The sequence below is a fragment of the Rhizobium sp. 25PS6 genome (genome assembly GCF_032464655.1).
GTDB lineage: Bacteria > Pseudomonadota > Alphaproteobacteria > Rhizobiales > Rhizobiaceae > Rhizobium > Rhizobium laguerreae.
Map to the genome: position 1 here is coordinate 15,606 of NZ_JAWDIV010000021.1, position 15,664 is coordinate 31,269.

Sequence of the window (15,664 nt, forward strand, 5' to 3'; positions counted from 1 at the left end):
TCGAAAGCGCGTTGTGTGAATCCGGTTGACGTGACGCGTTTTAGCGCCTTGCACTCGCTCGCGTGGTCGGGCAGGTTGGCGGCGCGATGACGATTCAAGGAGGCCGATGTGGCGCGAAGCTACAGCGTCTATGACGTGTTCACCGATCGAAAGCTTGCGGGCAATCCGCTGGCGGTGATCTTCGACGGAGACGATCTCAGCGACGAGGCGATGCAGGCGATCACCCGGGAGATCAATCTCTCCGAAACGGTCTTCGTGCAGCCTTCGACCAATCCCGCCTATGCGGCGAAGCTCAGGATCTTCACGCCGGGGCGCGAACTGCCCTTTGCCGGCCATCCGACGGTCGGTACGGCGGTGGCGCTGGCCGAACGGGCGCATGGTGCTGCTACGCGCGATCTTGTCTCGGTGCTCGAGGAAAATGTCGGGCCGGTGCGCTGCGCGGTGCGGCTGAGAGAGGGGGAGGCGAGTTTTGCCGAATTCGACCTGCCGCGCAAATCGCAGCCGGCCATCATGCCGCTCGACAAGCTCGGCATCGCCGATGCGCTATCGCTGAAGGTGACCGAGATCGGCTTCGAAAATCATGTGCCCTCCGTCTGGAGCGCCGGCGTTCCCTTCCTGCTCATTCCGGTGCACGATGTCGGAGCCACGCAGCGGGTGGAATTCGATCCGCAACTCTGGGAAAAAATCGTGCCCTTCGTCGACGGCGCGCTTGCCTCGGCCTATGTCTATTGCCGCGGCGGCGTCAACCACGTGGCGAAGTTCCATGCGCGCATGTTCGCAAGCGGCATGGGCATCGCCGAAGATCCGGCCACCGGCTCGGCGGCGGCCGCACTCTCCGGTGCGATCCACCATTTCGACCGGCTGACGGACGGGCATCACCCGATCATGATCGAGCAGGGCGTCGAGATGGGCCGGCCGTCCTTCATCCACCTGCATATCGATGTCGACGGCGGGATAATCTCCAACGCGCGGATCGGCGGCCAGGCAGTGCGGCTGGCCAGCGGCACGCTCGACCTTTGATTTCGTTAAAGCGCGTCGCGTCAATCCGGATTCATGCGACGCGCTTTAAGTCTTTGTTTTATGCAAGTCGTTATCCCAAAACCGCTGCGCACTTTTGGGCGACATGTATTGGAGCGCCGCGCCCAAGGACGCGCTAAGCGACGCTCTATCACTTTGAATCTGCGCATAATCCTTTCCGAAAATCGATTCCGATTTTCGGGGTAATGGGCTGAATTTCAGCCAAACCGAAAAATCTTCGCGATTAACCAAAGAAATTTCGGCTATGCGCTGGACAAGGCTGCCGATCCTGTTTATACGCCCCGTCACACCGCGCAGCCAAGCGCGAACGGGTGATTAGCTCAGTTGGTAGAGCAGCTGACTCTTAATCAGCGGGTCGTAGGTTCGAGCCCTACATCACCCACCAAATTTCTTGAAAAGATTGATATATTCGAATTCAGGCCGGATTTTCCGGCCTGCCGGAAACTGTTCTCGAAGCGAGCGGCATGGTTCGCGCTGTCCGCGGGACTGGCCGCGTCGGTCCGTGCGCCCTATCTCCCTCTCGCGTATCGGGAGGGGGCTATGAGAAGCGTTATTTTTGCCGTCGCATTGTCTCTGCCGTTGCCTGCCTTTGCCGCAGGCGTCATGAACGTCAAAGCGAGCGAGCATAGCTGCAGTGAGCTTACGCAGATCATCCGCCAGAACAAAAAGGTCTTTGTCCGCGTCGGTTTCGGCGGCCGCAGTTTCCGCTATCCGCCCGCCCAATGCAGCATGGGCGATAAGCGCACCACGACCAGTTTGCGCGATGCGCTGGGAAAGCAGTGCATCCTTGACTATTCCTGCGTCTTCGACCCTGCGTCGCCCTATAACTTTCCCTAGCGCATCGCGCTTTCCGAAAATCGTTCTTTGTGTGTCCCTCAATCGCCGCCGCTCAGTCTCATGCCTGCGAGCCAGAGGCCTGCGACGATGAAAAACGAGAGGTAAAAAGGCAGAGCTGTGCTCAGTGTATAATTGCGGCGGTTCCCGCACTGGCGGCACGCGGTGCGATGCCCTACCTTCGCTCTCTCTCATTCAGGAGTTTCCATGAAAAGCGTTGTTCTGGCCGTCGCACTGTTGTTTCCGTCCGTCGCTCTTGCCGCGGAGGCGGTGGAGGTCAATGCCAGGGATCACAATTGCGAAGAGCTTGCGCAGATCATCCGCAAGGACAAGGCGGTTTTTGTGCGCATGGGCTTTGGCGGCCGCAGCTTCCGTTATCCGCCGGCCAGATGCAATCTCGGCGACAAGTACGACACCGCGAGAGTGAGGGATGCCAATGGCAAGCTTTGCCTCCTCGACTACGAGTGCGTGTACGATCCGCAGTCCTTCTATAATAGGATTCCCAAATAATATTCTGATCCAGGCGTTGCCGGTAGCCTGTTCGGCATGGATGACGAGGTCAAGAAAAAAGGCCGGGCGAAACTCGCACCGACCTTCCTCGATCAGTCTCGATAACGGCTGCCAGTACCTCCGTCGTCAGCCGTCAGAGACAGATTTAGTATCCCTTAAATAGGGTTTGCTTAAAAATCTTCAAGAGCTCGCAGCCGAGAGGAAGCCGGCACTGGGTCGGCTTCTTCTGACCGGGCAGCGATTACTGCTGTGCAGGGGCAGCCGGCGGGGTGGCCGGTGCTGGTGCCGGTGCAGGCGTTGCGCTGTTGTCGGTCGGAGCGATCGGCTTGGCCGGCGCCGGCTCTGATTGGGTCGTGGAGGCTGTCGTGTCCGGGGATGTGCCGGGGGTGCTCCACTGCGAATAGGCGAATGCAGCGACAGCGATCACGGCCAATGCAGCGACCCAGACAACCCACGTATTACTGCTGCGCGCGCTCGGCGTGGTGCGCAGATCCAGATTTGGGTTCAGCGGGCGGTTCGGGTCGTTGGCATTATTGGGGTCGTACGTCATGGTACTTTCTCCTCTTTCGGTGACAGAAGAATGCCGAAGTGGGCATTTTGTTCCGTTCTGGGCCGAAGCGCTTGTGCTGATTGGGTTTTCGTACTCATTATTCTCGCTTTACTGGCGCTCCGCGCATTCGCGGGCTTTGTCGCTCACACCCCTTGCTCATCTGCTTGGGGACGACCAGCAGGGACCCGGCAGTAGAGCTGCCGGCTGATCGGGTGCGTTGGTGGATGGCAGCCCGCCGGTGCGGACGGCAGCCGCCTGGGCGCAATGCGCTTGACACCACGGGGTCTGTTTGCGAATGATTTCTGCATGGGGTCGCGATCACCCCACGAGGCGTCATGCTGAAGAATCGCGTCCAGTAAAACCGATCAACGGAGGGACGCGTCATGCCGTCATTTCTAGAAATCTCACCTGAAAAGCTCAGCCGTCTCATCGGGACACCTGGGGCTCCCATGATTATCGACGTGCGCACGGAGGAGGACTTCGCGCTCGATCCGCGCCTGGTGCCGGGCTCGATCCGGCGCGCCCATGCCGGCGTCGCGTCTTGGGTTGGCAGTGTCGATGCCGAAGCCGTGGTCGTGGTATGCCAGAGAGGCGGCAAGCTCAGTCATGGTGTTGCCGCCTATCTCCGCCATGCCGGGCTCGACGCGGAAAGCCTCGAAGGTGGCTTCGAGGCGTGGATCGCGGGCGGACCGGCCGTGCCCGATGCAAAGCTGCCGCAACGCGACGCTGAAGAGCGCACCGTCTGGGTGACGCGCGCACGGCCGAAGATCGATCGTATCGCTTGTCCTTGGTTGATCCGGCGCTTCGTCGATCCGAACGCCGTGTTCCTGTTCGTGCCGGCGCCTGACGTTTTAGCCGTCAGCGAGCGCTTCGCGGCGACGCCCTTCGATATCGAAGACGTGTTCTGGAGCCATCGCGGCGAACTCTGCACCTTTGATGTCATGGTCGAGGAGTTCGGGCTGGCATCGGAGCCGCTCCTGCGCCTGGCGCGGATCGTCAGGGCAGCGGATACCGCAAGGCTCGATCTGGCGCCCGAGGCGGCGGGCCTGCTGGCTGCCTCGCTCGGCCTCTCCAGGATGTATTCCGACGATCTGGAACAGCTCGAGGCCGGGATGCTTCTCTACGACGCCTTCTTCCGCTGGTGCCGCGATGCGACCGAGGAAACCCACAATTGGCCGGCGCCGAAGAAGAGAGCATGAGATGGTCGAGATGACGGATAATGCGCCCAGTGGCAAAATGGCAGAGGAAGACGCGGGAGAGGGGCATCATCACGGCGTCTCGTTTGGTGATGCCTTCAGGGTGTGGCTGCGCGTCGCCGCCCTGAGCTTCGGCGGCCCTGCCGGCCAGATCGCCGTCATGCACCGGATCATCGTCGACGAGAAGCGATGGATCGGTGAGCACCGTTTTCTGCATGCGCTGAACTATTGCATGCTGCTTCCCGGACCCGAGGCGCAGCAGCTCGCCATCTATATCGGCTGGCTGATGCATCGGACAGTGGGCGGTCTCGTCGCCGGCCTGCTGTTCGTACTGCCTGGGTTCCTGTCGATCCTCTGTCTCAGCTATATCTACGCGGCTTACGGCAACGTCGCCATCGTCGCCGGCCTATTCTTCGGGCTGAAGGCGGCGGTGCTCGCTGTCGTCGTGCAGGCCGTCATTCGCATCGGCAGCCGCGCGCTCAAGAATCGCGTCATGGTCAGTATCGCGGCCGCGGCCTTCATCGCCATCTTCTTTCTCCATGTCCCGTTCCCGCTGATCGTACTTGCCGCCGGCATTATCGGTTTTTTCGGCGGCCGGGCCGGGATCGCCGCCTTCAGGACTGGTGGCGGACACAAGGCGGGCAGCGGGGCGGTGTTGTCGGATGCCGATTCAGTGCTGGGCGAGGACATACCGGCGCATGCTCGTCCAAACCTCGCTTGGTCGTTGCGCATGTCGAGCGTGTTGCTTGCCCTCTGGCTCGTCCCGGTCGCCGGGCTCTATGCATTCGTCGGGCCGGACAGCGTCTTTGCCGAAATCGGTCTGTTCTTCAGCAAGATGGCCGTCGTCACCTTCGGCGGGGCCTATGCCGTGCTTGCCTATGTCGCACAGGAGGCCGTGCAGCATTTCGGCTGGCTGAAACCCGGCGAGATGCTCGATGGTCTCGGCATGGCCGAGACGACGCCGGGACCGCTGATCATGGTCGTGCAGTTCGTCGGCTTCATGGGCGCCTACCGCGATCCCGGATCGCTGGATCCCATGTTAGCCGCCACGCTGGCGGCGATGCTGACGACGTGGGTCACCTTCGTGCCCTGTTTTCTCTGGATCTTCCTCGGTGCGCCGTTCATCGAAAAACTGCGCGGCAACATCGCGCTCGCCGGCGCGATGTCGGCCATAACAGCGGCGGTGGTTGGGGTCATCCTCAACCTCGCGATCTGGTTTGCCCTGCACACGCTGTTTGCCGAGGTTGCGACCGTCCAGCTTGGCGGCTTGCGGCTCGATATTCCCGTGCTGCAATCGGCCGTGCCGGCGGCAATGGCGCTGTCTGCCGCCGCGGCGATAGCGATCTTCCGCTTCAAGGCTTCCGTCATCGCGACGCTGCTAGCCTGCGCAGCCGCGGGAATGCTCTGGACGCTGGCGGTGAACTAGAGCATTTCCGGCTTTAGGCCTCCGCCCCATCCATGGAAATGCGCGTCGCGAGCATCTTGTCGATGCGCATGCCGTCCATGTCGAGCACCTCGAAGCGCCAGTTGTCGAAGACAAAGGTTTCGCCGGCTTCGGGGATGTGCTGAAGTTGATGCAGCGCGAAGCCCGCCAGCGTATGGAAATCGGCATCCGGACGATCGCGCAGGCCGAGCCGTTCGAAGGCGTCGAAGGCCGGCATCATCGCATCGATCAACAGCGACCCGTCTTCCCTGACGACGATATCGGGCTCTTCGTTGGACCCCGGCAGATCGCCGGCGATGGCTTCGAGCAGGTCTGTCTGGGTGACGATGCCTTCGAGACTGCCATATTCGTCGATGACGATCGCGAGGCGAACGGGTGAGGCCTTGAAACTGTCGAGCACGCGGACGACCGAGGTGCCCTCATGCAGCACCAGCGGCTGCTTGATCACCTCCATCGGCCGGACCTTGCCGCCGTCGAGAACCTGATCGAGAAGGTCCTTCTTCAACACCATGCCGATTGGCTCGTCGATTGAGCCGCGGGCGACCAGCAATTGTTCGTGGCTGCATTCGCGGATGGTCTTCAGGATTTCGGCCTCGCTGTCGTCGGCGTCGAACCATTCGATATCGAGACGCGGCGTCATGATGTCGGAGATCGGCCTGTCGCCGATGTTGAAAACCCGCTCGACGAGCTGCTGCTGCACGTGGTTGAGAAGGCCGGCCTCCTGGCTCTCGGCAACGAGCAGCTTGAGCTCCTGCGGCGAATGGAACGACGATTCCCCGGTTCCGGCGCGAAGACCGACGCCTCGCAGCACCATGTTGCCCATGCCGTTCAGGACAAAGATCGCCGGCTTGAACAGCACCAGGAACAGACCGAGCGGGCGCACCACGGCAAGCGAAGTGGCCTCGCTGCGCTGAAGTGCCAGGCTCTTCGGCGCGAGCTCGCCGAGCACGATATGAAGTGCTGTGATAATGACGAAGGCGATGACGACGGCAACAGTATGCGCGCCCGCCGTCGCCCATTGCCCGGGCAGCCAGGACAGCAGCGGCTCGATCAGGTGGGCAAGCGCCGGTTCTCCAACCCAGCCGAGGGCGAGCGACGAGATGGTGATGCCGAGCTGGGTGGCTGCAAGGTTGGAGTCGAGATTGTCGACGGCGCGCTGAAGTGCCGAGGCGTTCATGCGGCCTGCCGCAGCGAGTTCGGCGACGCGGCTACGCCTGACCGACACCAGGGCGAATTCGGCGGCAACGAAGAAGCCATTGGCGGCGACAAGAAGAAACACGGCTAGTATCCCAACATAGTCGGAGAGCCCGCCGGCGGAATCGGACATGTTTTCCCTGCCTTCGAATTGATGGGAATCCGAAACTACACGCTCGCACACCGGTGGCAAGGCGTTCCGGCTAGTCCTGGGGCGAGAGATGCCGAAGCCGGGCTGCGTAATCGGAAATACTGCGTCGGTTTGCTATGCTGGCCGCAAAATGCGTGGCAAACCGCATGACCGGGATCATACGTGCGGTTCATCGATGCGAAGCGTAAAACGCGTGGTGAACCGCATGACCGACGTCGCCTCGTTCACCTCTTGGGCGCTTCGAAGAGTTCGATCGGGTTTCCAGCCGGATCATCGAGCAGGATCTGCTTGCCGCCGATGCCCTGCACGATCTCGTTGCGGAAGCGCGCACCGGCTTGGCGCAGTGCGGTGACTTTCGCCTCCAGATCTCCGACCTCGATCTGGATACGATTCCATCCGCCAGGCTCCGGTTTTCGCCCGTCGGGCATTGCTTGAGATGCTCCGCCCGGTCCCGTCATGCCGCTGACGAACAGACGAAACCCGTCCCTGGTCAGGATGGCGAAACTCGGTGCGGGACGAAGCGCGACGGAGAAGCCGAGATGTCTCGTGTAGAATTCCACCGCGGCGTCGACGTCGTCGACGATATAGCGCATGCTGATACCGGGCATGTTTTCCTCCATTGTTGTCTTGGTCTGATCGTCCCCTCACCAGATATGCAGAACTCCTGTGCCCAAGATACGTCGCTTCGAAACTCGATTATGCGCCCGTTTCAAGTTTTTTTATGCATCTCGTTATGCCAAATCGCTGAGCACCTGCCGCCGTCAGCAGCAGGACATCCCTCCACGACGGCGCCTTCCAGGCGATGAGCACCGGGGGCGTCGCCCAACCTCATCCTCAGATGCTCGGCAAATATCTTTTCTTCGGTCATGCTTTGAGGTGCTGCCAAAAGGACGAAACTGACCGGCGGCGCCGATGCCTCGTCTATGGCGACGAAATATTCGTCACAGTGCATAAGTTTAATCTAAAATATAAGCGTCTTCCCCTAGCTATTGGATTTCATTACAAAAGTTTAATTTTTATTTCAGTTTCGGTTCATCTTTTCGGCCCTAGTTTGGTCTCGTGCCCAACATGAGGAACCCCACATGAAAAAGATTCTTGCAGCTCTTCTTTCCGCTTCCTTCCTTCTTGCCCCGATGGTTGTTTCCCAGGCCAGCGCCGACGATTATCGCCGTCCGCCTGTCGTCGTGCAGAAGAAGGTGGTCGTCAAGAAGACGGTCGTCCGGTCGCATTGGAAAAAGGGATACCGCGTCAATGCCAGCGAGCGTCGCCGGTTCTCCGATGTCAACGACTACCGCCGCTACCGTCTCGCGCCTCCGCCGCGCGGGTATCGCTGGGTGCGGGCCGATAACGATTACCTGCTGATCGGCGTCACCAGCGGCGTCATCTCCAGCATTATTGCCGGTCGCTGATCGGCGGATGGATGAGAAGAGGGCGGCTTCGGCCGCCTTTTTGACTCTGGGGCGGCAAGCGCCTCCGTCTCGGATAAGATCGTCGCTCTCTGTCCTCCCTCATTCCTGTGCTCGTCACAGGAATCCAGCCACGGCGCGTCTGCGCCGTGAATGTTTCCTCTGAACGAAGTGGTCTCTCGCGCCCAAGGGCTTGGGCGCACTGGATTCCTGTGACGAGCACAGGAATGAGGGAGGGTGAGGGGACGTTCCCGCCAGACTCGCGGTGTCGATTATGATCACTTAGTCCTGCCGACGCAATGCTACCACCCGTTCAGCAATGATGCCGAGAAAACCTCTTGGTCTTCCGACTTCAGCGTCGGTATCCTCCTCATGCGTAAACGGATGAAGCCCTTCGATCGGCGGCAGCGGTTCGCATTCGGTACAGACGCAGAGAGTGCGTTTGATTGCCTTGGCCGTCATGCCGCCTGCCTGTTCCAGCTGGCGAAGGGGTCGGGCAGGTTGCGCCAGCGCTCCGGCGCAAACACCGTGCTGTCGACCAGACAGGAGTCGAGTTCCTTCCTGATCCAGGCTTCGTCCATCGGATCGGCGCCGATGAAGACGATTTCCTGGCGGCGGTCGCCCCAGACGGGGTCGAGATAGGGGCCGATGGCGGGCATGAAGGCCGGCTCCTCAGGCCATTGTTCGCGGGGTACGGCCGCCCACCAGAGGCCCATCTTGCCGGTGCGCACGATCGCGCCCGCCTGGCTGATTTCGCCGACATGGTGCGGGCGCGTCGCCAGCCAGAAGAAGCCCTTCGTGCGCACCACGCCTGGCCATGTCCGATCGAGGAAGGCCTGCAGCTTTGCCGGATGGAAGGGCCGCTTCTCGCGATAGACGAAGGAGCGAATGCCATATTCCTCGGTCTCCGGCACGTGATCGCGGAAACCGTGCAGTTCCTTGTACCAGAGCGGATGGGTTTCGGCCTTGTCGATATCGAAGCGGCCGGTGCCGAGCACGTCTTTCAGGACGATCTTGCCGAAATCCGCCTCGATCAGCTTCGCATCCGGGTTGAGGCCGGTGATGATCTTGCGCGCGGCGTCGCGCTCTTCCTTGGTTGCCGTGCCGATCTTGTTCAGCACCACGACGTCGGCGAATTCGATCTGTTCGACCAGCAGGTCGACGATGGTTCTGTTGTCGCCGTCGCCGGCCGTTTCTCCGCGGTCGGCGAGGAAATCGGCCGAGGCATAATCGGCAAGAAGATTGGCGGCGTCGACGACGGTTACCATGGTGTCGAGCCTTGCGACGTCGGAAAGGCTTTGGCCATTCTCGTCGCGAAATTCGAAGGTGGTGGCAACGGGCAGGGGCTCAGCGATGCCGGTCGATTCGATCAAGAGGTAGTCGAAGCGGCCCTGATCGGCGAGCTGGCGCACCTCCTTCAGCAGATCGTCGCGCAGCGTGCAGCAGATGCAGCCATTGGTCATCTCGGCGAGCTGTTCCTCGGTGCGGGAGAGATTGGCGCCGCCGTCGCGCACCAGGGCGGCATCGATATTCACCTCGCTCATGTCGTTGACGATAACCGCGACGCGTAAGCCTTCGCGATTGCTCAGCACGTGGTTGAGCAGCGTCGTCTTGCCGGCGCCGAGGAAGCCTGAAAGCACCGTGACGGGAAGTCTAATGTCCATGGGAACCTCATCAGAGTCTTATTAATGTTATATCATTACATTTGACGATCCGAAAAAAGGCGGAACCGGGTTGTCCGCCTTTTTCCGCCTCAGCTCTCCCTTGAGCGTCGCGTGTCCGGCAGGACGCGCGGAGCAGCGCATGTGAGTCATGCGCTGGAGAGGCAGTCCTTCATGTTGTTGGCGATGCCGCGCATGAGGTTGAAGTAGAGATCGGGACCGGCCTTCAGCGTGGCAGCCTCCGGATCGAGCACGCCTGACTTGGCGCTCGTGCCCTCGATGACGACACCGATGAGGCGCGGCTCGAACTGCGGTTCGGCAAAGACGCAGGTGGCGCCGAGTTCGCCGACCTTGCGGTGGATTTCCGAGACGCGCTCGGCGCCGGGAATGGTTTCCGGGCTGACGGTGATCGAGCCGGAGACGCGGATGCCGTAGCGGTGCTCGAAATACTGGTAGGCGTCGTGGAAAACGATGAAGGGCTTGTCCTTGACGGGAGCGACCATGCCCTTGATCTCGGTATCGAGCGCATCCAGCTTGTCGTCCAGCGCCTTGGCGTTGCCCTGATAGGTCAGAGCATTGGCAGGATCGGCGGCGACCAGTGTCGTGGTGATCATGGCCGCCATGGCCTTGGCATTCATCGGGTCGAGCCAGAGATGGGTGTCGAATGCGCCGTGGTCGTGGTCGTCGCGCCCATGGTCATGGTCAGCTTCGGCGCCATGCGCGGCTTCGGCCTCATGGTGAGCGGAAGCACTTTCGTGCTCCGGGGCGTCATCATGCGGCTCGAAGGCGCCGCCTTCGCGGAAGGGCAGCTTGACGAGACCAGGCGCGTCGTCGAGGGCGGCGATGTTGGCATCCCGGCCCAACGCCTGCAGCGGCTTTTCGAGGAAGGCCTCGAGGCCGGGGCCGACCCAGAAGATTACCTTGGCGTCCTGCAGGGCGCGGGCATTCGATGGCTTTAGATTGTAGGTATGCGGAGAGGCGGCGCCATCGACGATCAATTCGGGTTCGCTGACACCCTGCATGATCGCTGAAACCAGCGAATGGATCGGCTTGATCGAGGTGACGACGACGGGTGCATCGGCTGCCTGCATGGCTCCGGCAAAGAGCAGTGCCGGGATCGCCAGCGCCGGGATCGCCGCCATCGGGATTACGGAGGCCGGCATTTTAAGGACAAGCCCCTTCGCACGTTTCATCATATGCTCCGCTTGAATTGCGATTGTTATGTTATTACATCAATTGCGTTATGCTATAACGTGTGCAATAGCAGGACGCAACAGCACTTTCGGAAAATTTGATGCTCTCTCCCGCAAAGACCCCCGCTGGTATCAGGGCCGAACCGCTGGTTTCGCTTGAAGATGTCGGCATTCTGCGCAACGGCCGCTGGCTGGTGCGCGGCGTCGACTTTTCCGTCGCGCGCGGCGAGATCGTCACGCTCATCGGGCCGAACGGCTCGGGCAAATCGACCAGCGCCAAGGCGGCAATCGGTGTGTTGAGGCCTGATGAGGGCAGGGTGGAGCGCAAGCCAGGCCTCAAGGTCGGCTATGTCCCGCAGAAACTGTCGATCGACTGGACGCTGCCGCTTTCGGTGCGCCGGCTGATGACGCTGACAGGACCGCTGCCAGAACGCGATATGCTCTCGGCGCTCGAATCCGCCGGCATGGCGCATATGCTCGATGCCGAGGTCCAGCACCTCTCCGGCGGCGAATTCCAGCGGGCGCTGATGGCCCGGGCGATTGCCCGCAAGCCCGATCTGCTGGTCCTCGACGAGCCGGTGCAGGGGGTCGATTTTTCCGGCGAGATCGCCCTCTACGACCTGATCAAGTCGATCCGCAATGCGACGGGCTGCGGCATACTGCTGATCTCGCACGACCTGCATGTCGTCATGGCCGAAACCGATACGGTCATCTGCCTCAACGGACATGTCTGCTGCCGCGGCACGCCTGAATCCGTCAGCCGCAGCCCGGAATATGTGCGCCTGTTCGGCAGCCGGGCGGCGCAGACGCTGGCCGTCTACAGCCATCACCACGATCATACGCACTTGCCGGACGGCCGGGTGCAACATGCCGACGGCACGGTAACCGATCATTGCCACGCCGACGACGGCCATCACGCGCACGAGCATGGGCATGCCGGTCATGAACATAGTCACGATCATCCCGACCATGCCCATCCGCACGCGCATGAAGCGGGAGAGCGCCATGTTTGACGATTTCTTCGTGCGCGCCATCCTTGCCGGCGTCGGTCTGGCGCTGACGACGGGGCCGCTCGGCTGCTTCATCATCTGGCGGCGCATGGCCTATTTTGGCGATACGATCGCCCATTCGGCGCTGCTCGGTGTGGCGCTGTCGTTGCTCTTCGAACTCAACCTGACACTGGCTGTCTTCGCCGTCGCCGCCCTCGTGTCGGTGCTGCTGCTCTTCCTGCAGAAGCGCCAGGCGCTGTCGGCCGATGCGCTGCTCGGCATCCTCTCGCATGCGACACTGGCGATCGGCCTCGTCATGGTCGCCTTCATGAGCTGGGTGCGGATCGATCTCATCGCCTTTCTGTTCGGCGATATTCTTGCCGTTTCCACCACCGACATCGCACTGATCTGGGGCGGCGGGCTGTTCGTGCTCGTGGCAATGGCCTGGCTCTGGCGGCCGCTCTTGGCTGCGACCGTCAATGCCGAGCTCGCCGAGGCCGAGGGGCTGAAGCCGGAGCGGGCGCGGCTGTTCTTCATGCTGCTGATGGCCGTCGTCATTGCCATTGCCATGAAGATCGTCGGCATCATGCTGATCACCTCGCTGCTGATCATACCGGCGGCTGCGGCGCGGCGCTTCTCACCGACGCCGGAGATCATGGCAGTGCTCGCCTCGCTGATCGGGGCGGCGGCCGTCGTTGGCGGTCTGTTCGGCTCGCTCACCTACGATACGCCCTCCGGCCCCTCGATCGTGGTCGCGGCGCTGATCCTCTTCATGCTCAGCCTGCTTCCCGTCAGGCGACACCGCGCGGTCATGCAAGGACAAGGCTCATGACGACACCGCAATTGACCAAGAACCAGTCGCTGGTCTTCGATGTGCTTGAAAAGGCCGAAGGGCCGCTCAGCGCCTATACCATTCTCGACAAGCTGCGCGACCACGGTTTTCGCGCGCCCCTGCAGGTCTACCGGGCGCTGGAGAAGCTGCTCGAATATGGCGTGGTGCACCGGCTCGAAAGCATCAACTCCTTCGTCGCCTGCGCCCATCCGGGCGACGACTGCCACAGTCACGGCATCGTCGCCTTCGCCATTTGCGAAAGCTGCGGCCAGGTGACGGAGTTCCACGACCACGAGGTCGACCACCGACTGATGGAATGGGTGCGCGGGCAGAAGTTCAAGCCTGAAAAGACGACGATCGAGATCCGCGGATTGTGCGAGGCCTGCGCGGCGTAAGCTTCTTCGCATTCGCTAGACGATCGCCTCGCGCTCACTAAAGGGGTCGTCGTCATCAAAGTCGCGGGCGCGGATTTGGTCGTTCCCCCTTTTCGCCGGCTTCTTTGCATTCTTACGGTATCGTATTCCGTTTTCACGGATGCCGCTCGGCGTCGACGGCCATATCTGTTGGGACATGAGCTGCCAAGGTGCTCGCTGGAAGCGATGCTATAGCCCACATGGGCGACCGCGATGGCTGAGCCCGCAGGGGTCCCGGACTGTATTAGACGCCCATTGATACACAAAGCGGCGATCAAAAAGGTGAGGCCGGTTACCCGGCCTCACGTCCATTTTCATGTCGCCGATCAAGTTAGTTCGGTTTAGATTCCGACCCGCCCTTGCCCGAACCGTTATTGCCACCGTTGTCGCCGCCGCCGCCATTGTCGCCGCCATGGCCGCCACCGTTGCCGCCGCCATTGTCGCCGCCATGGCCGCCACCGTTGCCGCCGCCATTGTCGCCGCCATGGCCGCCACCGTTGCCGCCGCCATTGTCGCCACCATTGCCGCCGCCGTTGCCGCCACCATTGCCGCCGCCGTTGCCGCCACCGTTGCCGCCACCATGGTCGCCGCCGTTGCCGCCGCCGTTGCCGCCGCCGTTGCCGCCACCATGGCCGCCGCCGTTGCCGCCGCCGTTGCCGCCACCATTGCCGCCGCCGTTGCCGCCACCATGGCCGCCGCCATTGCCGCCACCGTTGCCGCCGCCATTGCCGCCGCCGTTGCCGCCGCCGTTGCCGCCACCATGGCCGCCACCGTTGCCGCCGCCATTGCCGCCACCATGGCCGCCGCCATTGCCGCCGCCGTTGCCGCCGCCGTTGCCGCCACCATGGCCGCCACCGTTGCCGCCGCCATTGCCGCCACCATGGCCGCCGCCGTTGCCGCCACCATGGCCGCCGCCGTTGCCGCCACCATGGCCGCCGCCATTGCCGCCACCATTGCCGCCACCGTTGCCGCCACCATGGCCGCCGCCGTTGCCGCCACCATGGCCGCCACCGTTGCCGCCGCCATTGCCGCCACCGTTGCCGCCGCCGTTGCCGCCGCCATTGCCGCCGCCGTTGTCGCCACCGTTGCCGCCGCCGTTGCCGCCGCCGTTGTCGCCGCCGTTGTCGCCACCGTTGCCGCCGCCGTTGTCGCCACCATTGCCGCCACCGTTGCCGCCGCCGCTATTCCCGTTGCTGGCGACGGAGCCGGTGCTGGACGTCTTCTGGCCGCCGCCAATGTCTCGGCTGCCGCGATCCTTATCGTTCGGACTAAACTTGTTATCGGCACGAATTGCTTTGGTCGGCATGCATAGTCTGTATTCGAGTGTGCCGCGAACTGCGGCCTTGCAATTAACGACTGCCGGGGCTGCCGTTGCCAAGCTGCTGCTTGCCAGAAGGGAAGCAATGGCGATGCTAAATTTCGCGGCTCTGCTGATCATTTCAATCGTCTCCCAAGGTTAACTAAATGTTAACTGGGAGAACTCTTACACTAACGATCAATTAACATGAAGAATAGATAATGGTTAATCTGTCTCATTCATCAAATAGAGTTAAAATCGCAAGTATAAAATTTTACTAAATTTTTATTAAGCCTATGTTATCGTCTCGCAACAACTAAAGGGAATCGGCTATGAAGCGCGTCTTTTCGCTTGCTGCCTTTTTATTCATTCTTCTGCAATTTCAAGCTGTTGCGGGATCATCACTTCCTGTGACGCGAAGCATCGGCGCACCCGTGGGATTCGCCGCAGCCTGCGCCAAGTACAAGTGGCTGTGCGGCAGGATGGCGGCGCAACAGCTGAATGATCAGACAGGAATAGCGCTTCTTCAAAAGGTCAATCGCGCCGTAAATGGACGTATCATTCCCGCGGAAGATCGCCCGTCTTCCCGAAATAAGGATATTTGGTCTCTGCCGGTTGCCGGCCGTGGCGACTGTGAGGACTACGCTCTTCAGAAGATGAAGGACCTGATCGAAGCTGGTTTTCCATCGAACAGGTTGGCGCTTTCCGTGGTGATTGGACCGCAGGATCAAAACCACGTCGTTCTCATTGCCCGGACGGACGGCGGCGATTATGTGCTCGACAATCTGACCAGCGCGGTGAGGCTCTGGCGCACCACAGGCTATACGTTTCTGGCCACCCAGGATTTCCAATCGCGAACGGGCTGGCGCGTGACGCTTGCTGGTCCCCGTGCAGGCGAATTCTCTTGAACTGAAACTCTCGAGGCGGCGCGTTCGCTGCTGGCAAGTGCTGATCCC

17 protein-coding genes and 1 tRNA gene are annotated in these 15,664 nt (G+C 61.5%); 12 read left to right on the forward strand and 6 right to left on the reverse strand.

The annotated features are described in order from the left end of the window. Window positions 1-108 precede the first annotated feature (108 nt). From RWK44_RS26620 to RWK44_RS26635, 4 genes are all read left to right on the forward strand, one after another. A complete protein-coding gene (locus RWK44_RS26620) occupies window positions 109-1,020 on the forward strand; it encodes a PhzF family phenazine biosynthesis protein (protein WP_316029616.1) in 912 nt (303 codons plus the stop codon). Window positions 1,021-1,347: 327 nt separating this feature from the next. Further along, a tRNA-Lys gene (locus RWK44_RS26625) sits at window positions 1,348-1,423 on the forward strand. A gap of 155 nt (window positions 1,424-1,578) precedes the next feature. Next, window positions 1,579-1,875 carry a hypothetical protein gene (locus RWK44_RS26630; protein ID WP_020050710.1) on the forward strand — a complete coding sequence of 99 codons (297 nt, stop codon included), beginning with the start codon at window positions 1,579-1,581 and terminating at the stop codon, window positions 1,873-1,875. 204 nt (window positions 1,876-2,079) lie between these two features. After that, complete coding sequence (locus RWK44_RS26635; protein WP_017961165.1) at window positions 2,080-2,382, forward strand: hypothetical protein; 303 nt, start codon at window positions 2,080-2,082, stop codon at window positions 2,380-2,382. A gap of 241 nt (window positions 2,383-2,623) precedes the next feature. On the opposite strand, the gene RWK44_RS26640 is transcribed toward RWK44_RS26635, so the two are convergent. After that, window positions 2,624-2,932, reverse strand: coding sequence for a hypothetical protein (locus RWK44_RS26640; protein ID WP_003541169.1), 309 nt, complete (start codon window positions 2,930-2,932; stop codon window positions 2,624-2,626). Between the two features lie 383 nt (window positions 2,933-3,315). On the opposite strand from RWK44_RS26640, the gene RWK44_RS26645 reads away from it, so the two are divergent. Beyond that, entirely contained in the window at window positions 3,316-4,131 is an 816-nt protein-coding gene (locus RWK44_RS26645) for a chromate resistance protein ChrB domain-containing protein (RefSeq protein ID WP_222000800.1), read from the forward strand. 1 nt (window position 4,132) lies between these two features. Beyond that, window positions 4,133-5,554, forward strand: coding sequence for a chromate efflux transporter (gene chrA, locus RWK44_RS26650; RefSeq protein ID WP_316029617.1), 1,422 nt, complete (start codon window positions 4,133-4,135; stop codon window positions 5,552-5,554). A 13-nt stretch (window positions 5,555-5,567) separates the two neighbouring features. Here the strand turns inward: chrA and RWK44_RS26655 are convergent, their stop codons facing one another. Continuing rightward, a complete protein-coding gene (locus RWK44_RS26655) occupies window positions 5,568-6,899 on the reverse strand; it encodes a hemolysin family protein (protein ID WP_316029618.1) in 1,332 nt (443 codons plus the stop codon). A 242-nt stretch (window positions 6,900-7,141) separates the two neighbouring features. Beyond that, the gene (locus RWK44_RS26660; protein ID WP_012758163.1) at window positions 7,142-7,525 is read right to left on the reverse strand and encodes a VOC family protein; all 384 of its coding nucleotides are present in this window, start codon (window positions 7,523-7,525) and stop codon (window positions 7,142-7,144) included. Window positions 7,526-7,999: 474 nt separating this feature from the next. Between RWK44_RS26660 and RWK44_RS26665 the strand changes: the two genes are divergently transcribed. Beyond that, entirely contained in the window at window positions 8,000-8,326 is a 327-nt protein-coding gene (locus RWK44_RS26665; RefSeq protein WP_316029619.1) for an RcnB family protein, read from the forward strand. 279 nt (window positions 8,327-8,605) lie between these two features. Here the strand turns inward: RWK44_RS26665 and RWK44_RS26670 are convergent, their stop codons facing one another. The 3 genes from RWK44_RS26670 to RWK44_RS26680 form a co-directional block, all read right to left on the reverse strand. After that, a complete protein-coding gene (locus RWK44_RS26670; protein ID WP_221942344.1) occupies window positions 8,606-8,785 on the reverse strand; it encodes a hypothetical protein in 180 nt (59 codons plus the stop codon). Beyond that, complete coding sequence (zigA, locus tag RWK44_RS26675) at window positions 8,782-9,987, reverse strand: zinc metallochaperone GTPase ZigA (protein ID WP_316029620.1); 1,206 nt, start codon at window positions 9,985-9,987, stop codon at window positions 8,782-8,784. The genes RWK44_RS26670 and zigA overlap by 4 nt, the downstream gene beginning before the upstream one ends. A gap of 146 nt (window positions 9,988-10,133) precedes the next feature. Further along, on the reverse strand, window positions 10,134-11,177 hold the full coding sequence (locus tag RWK44_RS26680; RefSeq protein ID WP_316029655.1) for a zinc ABC transporter substrate-binding protein: 1,044 nt from the start codon (window positions 11,175-11,177) through the stop codon (window positions 10,134-10,136). A gap of 101 nt (window positions 11,178-11,278) precedes the next feature. Here RWK44_RS26680 and RWK44_RS26685 point away from each other — a divergent pair, with 101 nt between their 5' ends. The 5 genes from RWK44_RS26685 (at window position 11,279) to RWK44_RS26705 (ending at window position 15,616) form a co-directional block, all read left to right on the forward strand. Next, window positions 11,279-12,190, forward strand: coding sequence for a metal ABC transporter ATP-binding protein (locus RWK44_RS26685; protein WP_316029621.1), 912 nt, complete (start codon window positions 11,279-11,281; stop codon window positions 12,188-12,190). Next, window positions 12,183-12,998, forward strand: coding sequence for a zinc ABC transporter permease subunit ZnuB (gene znuB, locus RWK44_RS26690; RefSeq protein ID WP_020050700.1), 816 nt, complete (start codon window positions 12,183-12,185; stop codon window positions 12,996-12,998). Before RWK44_RS26685 ends, znuB begins: the two co-directional genes overlap by 8 nt. Further along, the gene (locus RWK44_RS26695; protein ID WP_011652680.1) at window positions 12,995-13,393 is read left to right on the forward strand and encodes a Fur family transcriptional regulator; all 399 of its coding nucleotides are present in this window, start codon (window positions 12,995-12,997) and stop codon (window positions 13,391-13,393) included. The genes znuB and RWK44_RS26695 overlap by 4 nt, the downstream gene beginning before the upstream one ends. 334 nt (window positions 13,394-13,727) lie before the next feature. Beyond that, window positions 13,728-14,723, forward strand: a complete 996-nt coding sequence (locus RWK44_RS26700) for a hypothetical protein (RefSeq protein WP_316029622.1) — start codon at window positions 13,728-13,730, stop codon at window positions 14,721-14,723. Between the two features lie 317 nt (window positions 14,724-15,040). Continuing rightward, entirely contained in the window at window positions 15,041-15,616 is a 576-nt protein-coding gene (locus RWK44_RS26705) for a transglutaminase-like cysteine peptidase (protein WP_132610085.1), read from the forward strand. Window positions 15,617-15,664 lie beyond the last annotated feature (48 nt).